This is a genomic window from Ramlibacter sp. (assembly GCF_035706265.1).
Classification (GTDB): domain Bacteria; phylum Pseudomonadota; class Gammaproteobacteria; order Burkholderiales; family Burkholderiaceae_C; genus Ramlibacter.
The window spans coordinates 1-4836 of record NZ_DASSVG010000194.1 but is presented as its reverse complement, the minus strand read 5'-3'; the positions used below and the strand labels follow the sequence as shown (position 1 = coordinate 4836).

5 protein-coding genes are annotated in these 4836 nt (G+C 69.1%); 1 reads left to right on the top strand and 4 read right to left on the bottom strand.

Features of this window, described 5'->3' with window-relative positions:
- Positions 1-382 (top strand): EAL domain-containing protein (locus tag VFM98_RS07250; protein WP_325109239.1); only part of this gene is annotated, 382 nt, incomplete at its 5' end.
- 39 nt (positions 383-421) lie between these two features.
- Here VFM98_RS07250 and VFM98_RS07245 read toward each other — a convergent pair.
- From VFM98_RS07245 to VFM98_RS07230, 4 genes are all read right to left on the bottom strand, one after another.
- Positions 422-1084, bottom strand: a complete 663-nt coding sequence (locus VFM98_RS07245; RefSeq protein ID WP_325109237.1) for a DsbA family oxidoreductase — start codon at positions 1082-1084, stop codon at positions 422-424.
- A gap of 55 nt (positions 1085-1139) precedes the next feature.
- Entirely contained in the window at positions 1140-2534 is a 1395-nt protein-coding gene (locus VFM98_RS07240; RefSeq protein ID WP_325109236.1) for a type II toxin-antitoxin system HipA family toxin, read from the bottom strand.
- Positions 2535-2536: 2 nt separating this feature from the next.
- Positions 2537-2794 (bottom strand): helix-turn-helix transcriptional regulator, encoded by a 258-nt coding sequence (locus VFM98_RS07235; RefSeq protein ID WP_325109235.1) that lies wholly within the window; start codon positions 2792-2794, stop codon positions 2537-2539.
- 85 nt (positions 2795-2879) lie between these two features.
- The gene (locus VFM98_RS07230) at positions 2880-4511 is read right to left on the bottom strand and encodes an NAD(P)/FAD-dependent oxidoreductase (protein WP_325109234.1); all 1632 of its coding nucleotides are present in this window, start codon (positions 4509-4511) and stop codon (positions 2880-2882) included.
- Between the last annotated feature and the right edge of the window lie 325 nt (positions 4512-4836).

Sequence of the window (4836 nt, the reverse complement as noted above, 5' to 3'; positions counted from 1 at the left end):
GGTGACCGAGGGCTCGCTGCTGGATGATCCCGAGCGCGTGCGCGCCACGCTGGAGCGGCTGCGCCAGGCCGGCGTGGGCGCCGCGCTGGACGACTTCGGCACCGGCTACTCCTCGCTCAACTACCTGCACTCGCTGCCGCTGCGCCTGCTGAAGATCGACCAGAGCTTCGTGCAGGCGCTGGACGCCGGCACCACCAACAGCTCCACCGTGGTCGAGGCGATCCTGGCGCTGGCGCATGCGCTGGAGATCACGGTGATCGCCGAGGGCATCGAGACGCCGCGCCAGCAGGCGCTGCTGCGCGGGCTGGCGTGCGAGCTGGGGCAGGGGTTCCTGCTCGGCCGTCCGCATCCGGTCGAGCACTGGCGCCATGGCGGCGGCTGAGCCGGCAACGCGCCCGTTGCCGCGGCCAACCCGGGTGGCTCAGCTGCGTGCGGCGAGCTCGCGCAGGGCCTGCTCGAACACCTCCGGCGGCTGCCCGCCGGAGATCAGGTGCTGCTGGTTGATGATGATCGCCGGCACCGAGTGGATGCCCGCGCGCAGGAAGAACTGCTCGTCGCGGCGCACCGCCTCGGCATACCTGTCGCTGCCCAGCACCGCGGCGGCCTCCGCCGCGTCGAGCCCGACCGAACCGGCCACGCGGGCGAGCACGGCATGGTCGCTGACATCCTGGCCGTCGGTGAAGTAGGCCGTCAGCAGGGCGCGCTTGAGCGGGTGCTGGCGCTGTCCATCGCCCTGCTCGCCAGCCCAGTGCAGCAGGCGGTGCGCGTCGAAGGTGTTGTAGATGCGCCGCGTGTCCTGGTGGGCAAAGGTGAAGCCCACCGCCGCGCCGCGCTGGCGGATGTTTTCCTGGTTCTGTGCCAGCTGCGCGGGCGACATGCCGTACTTCTTCGCGATGTGCTCACCCACGTCCTCGCCCTCCGGCGCCATCTGCGGGTTGAGCTCGAACGGCTGGAAGTGGATCTCGGCGCGCACCTCGTCCTGCAATGCGTCGAGCGCGCGCTCCAGCGAGGCCAGCCCCACCGCACACCACGGGCAGGAGACGTCGGAAACGAAATCGATGCGCAGGGCTTTGGGCTCGGTCATGGCGTCGTCCGCATAGTGGGGGCAGCTGCCTGATATGGCGCTGCGCGCAGTGGACTCAATGTGTGTGGGTCGATCCGGCGCCACGCCCGCCGGTCGAGCGGCGGTCCGGCTCTGCGCCGAGGCGCTTTGCGGCGGCCATCACGCCAGCGCTGACGCTGTCGAACAGCTCGCTTGGAAAGCCTTGAGGCAGGCGCGAGGCGACGGCATGCAGCGCTTCGGGAGCTCGCTCGACAAGTCCGTTGATGATCGGTTCGGCGCCATCGGGAAGACCCAGGCGCTCGGCCATGCCCACCCAGTGCCAGCGGTGGATGTCGTGCAGCAGGTAGTGGCGGTTCTCTCCTGTCACGGCCATCGCCAGCCGTGCCTTGCGCGGATCCATCCGATTGGCGCCGCGTCCCTGCACGGGATAGGTCGAGAGAATGTCGTACAGCGGCGTCTGCCGGTATCGACCGCCGGGCAGCAGGGTGAGGCTGAAGTTCTTGGCGTGGCCGTCGGTGGCCGCGAGCATCCAGAACAGCACCTGGGTGGTGAAGAAGCGCGCGCGATCGGCCGCGGCGTCTTCCGAGCCGCGCAGGATGTCCATGATGGCGGCGATGCCAGGGCCGCCGTCGCTCTCGTACTTGCGGTCGGGCGGTAGGCCGTTGGCCTGGCAGAAATCCTCCTGGGGAATACGCAGCCAGTAATTGCCGTTGGCGGCCTTGGTGCGGTCGAAGCGCTCCACGATCAGGGCCTTCTGGTCTTCGAAGTGTCCGATGTCGACGTTCGCCACCGGCAGGCCAAACGCTCGCACCAGCTCCATGCACAGCCACTCCAGTTCCACCGACTGGCGCATATCGGCCTGCACGTTGCCCACCAGGCCCAGCGGCAGCTTGAAGATGTGGGTCGATGGCGTAGCGCCGTGCGGGATGCACCACTGGCCGCGGTGGTGCAGCAGCGCGGTTTTCTCCTGCGCGCCGGCGATGGAGAGGCGAAAGGCATCGTCGTCTGGATGCTCGCCGGGAAGCCGGGCCACGGTGGTGTGGCGCAGCACCTGGGCGACCCCTGCCTCATCCAGCGGCTCGGCGTCGATGCGTCGAATATCTCCCGGCTCCGATCCAGCGGGCACCAACTGGATGGCGCCCACGCAATCGCGCCCGATCGCCGCCAGCAGATCGAACGGCGCGATGGAGCGCGCACCGTAGCGCTCGCGCAACCGCTGCAGGATGCGGTCGTTGTCCGGCACCAGGTTCTCGAAGTACCAGGCCACCTTTTCGCCGCGGAGCACGCGGTGGCTGTCGCTGCTGCGCCCGGTGGCCAGCCCGAACGGCAGCGAGAGCGACAGCGGACGCCCTAGCGGCGAGGCTATCCAGCCGGCGTCGTAGGTCAGGCGATCGGCGCCGCTGCGCGGACGCTCCCAGGTGCCGACGAAGGCACCGTTCATCCAGATGTCGAGAGCGAGGGCCCGCGCCATGGCTACCACTGCGACGTGGCGCTATCGCGCAGGTTCATGACGGGCTTGTCCTGCAGCAGCAGTTCGAGCCCCAGCACCTGGCACAGACGATGGACGCGCTCGAAAGACGCCTTGGCGGCGTTGCTCTCCAGTTTCGATAGGGCCTGCGCGGTGATCCCTAGTTCCTTGGCCACGTCGGCCTGCGTGAGGCCGCGGCTCAGCCGCGCGTTGCGCAGCAGTACGCCGAGCTGGGCGGGCAGGCGGATCGGGGTGGCGAGCATGATCCAACTCCTGAGTTGATTACTCAGAGTTCAATCTACAGGTTGAATATCGGCATTTCAACCTGAAAGTTGAAATGCTTGCCGATCAGCCGCCTACCATGCTCCGCGCCACCGCTTCGGCGATCTTGATGCCGTCCACGCCGGCTGAAAGGATGCCGCCGGCATAGCCGGCGCCTTCGCCGGCCGGGTACAGGCCGGCGGTGTTGAGGCTTTGCAGCGACTCGTCGCGCTTGATGCGGATGGGCGAGGAAGTGCGCGTCTCCACGCCGGTGAACACCGCGTCGTGCATGGCGAAGCCTTTGATCTGGCGATCGAACGCGGGCATCGCCTCGCGGATCGCGGCGATCGCGTAGTCCGGCAGCGCGCTGTCCAGGCTGCCCAACGTGACGCCGGGCTTGAACGAGGGCAGCACTTCGCCGAATTCGCGCGAGGCGCGGCCGGCCAGGAAATCGCCGACCAGCTGGCCCGGCGCGTTGTAGTTCTCGCCGCCCAGCACGTAGGCGCGGCTCTCCAGCGCGCGCTGCAGGGCGATGCCCGCCAGCGGGCTGCCGCTGCCGTCGAACGGAACGAAGTCGCTCGGATCAATGCCCACCACGATCGCCGCGTTGGCATTGCGCTCGTTGCGCGAGTACTGGCTCATGCCATTGGTGACCACGCGGCCGGGCTCGCTGGTCGCTGCCACCACGGTGCCGCCCGGGCACATGCAGAAGCTGTACACGGCGCGGCCGTTCTTCGCGTGGTGCACCAACTTGTAGTCGGCTGCGCCCAGCAGCGGATGGCCCGCCTGCGGACCGAAGCGGGCGCGGTCGATGATCGCCTGCGGATGCTCTACGCGAAAACCGATCGAGAACGGCTTGGCCTCCACGTACACGCCGCGGGTGTGCAGCATGGCGAAGGTGTCGCGCGCGCTGTGGCCCACGGCCAGCACCACGTGGTCGCTGCGGATCTCCTCGCCGCTGGCCAGCACCACGCCGCGAATGCGCTGGCGATCGCGGCCTTCGGCTTCCAGGATCAGGTCGTCCACCTTCTGCTGAAAGCGGATCTCGCCGCCCAGCGACTCGATCTGCGCGCGCATCTTCTCGATCATGCTCACCAGCCGGAAGGTGCCGATGTGCGGCTTGCTAACGAAGAGAATCTCTTCCGGCGCCCCGGCCTTCACCAACTCCTCCAGCACCTTGCGGCCGTGGTGCTGGGGATCGCGGATCTGGCTGTATAGCTTGCCGTCGGAGAAGGTGCCGGCGCCGCCCTCGCCGAACTGCACGTTCGACTCCGGATGCAGGTTGCGCTTGCGCCACAGGTCCCAGGTGTCCTTGGTGCGCTCACGCACCGCCTTGCCGCGGTCGAGGATGATCGGGCGAAAACCCATCTGCGCCAGCACCAGCCCGGCGAACAGGCCGCACGGGCCCAGGCCGATCACGATCGGCCGGTGTGGGCTCTTCGACGGCTCGCGGGTGACAAAGCGGTAGCTGGTGTCCGGGGTGGGGCCGAGGTGGCGGTCGTCGGCGAAGCGCGCCAGCACCGCCGCCTCGTCGGCCAGGTCCAGGTCCAGCGCGTAGATCAGCGCGATCGCGCCGCGCTTGCGGGCGTCGGCGCTGCGCTTGGCCACGGTGTAGCCGCGCAGCGCGCCGCGCCCGATCTTCAGGCGGTCGAGGATGGCCTGCTCCAGCTCGGCCGTGGTGTGCTCGAGCGGCAGCTTCAGGTCGGTCAGTCGCAGCATGGGTGCGCTCGCGGATTCGGCTCGATGGCAGCGGCCGGCTGACCGCGGCCTGCCATTGTCCCGGCGCGGCCGGGCACGGACAAGGCGCAACAAAAACGCCGTGCCCGGTCGGGCACGGCGTCAGCTTGCGCGGAGGAAAAAATCAGCGTCCGGCGAAGGTCGGCGGGGGTCGGGGGATGGCCTTCGTCCGCCGGACGCTGAAAAACGGGCTCGCCGGCGATCAGGCCGCGAGCAGGGAACGGAACTGCTCGCCGGTGGCGCGCGGATGCAGCAGCAGCAGGCGCGTGGCGGCGGGCGACCGGTGGCGGCGCGCGGCCACGCGGCA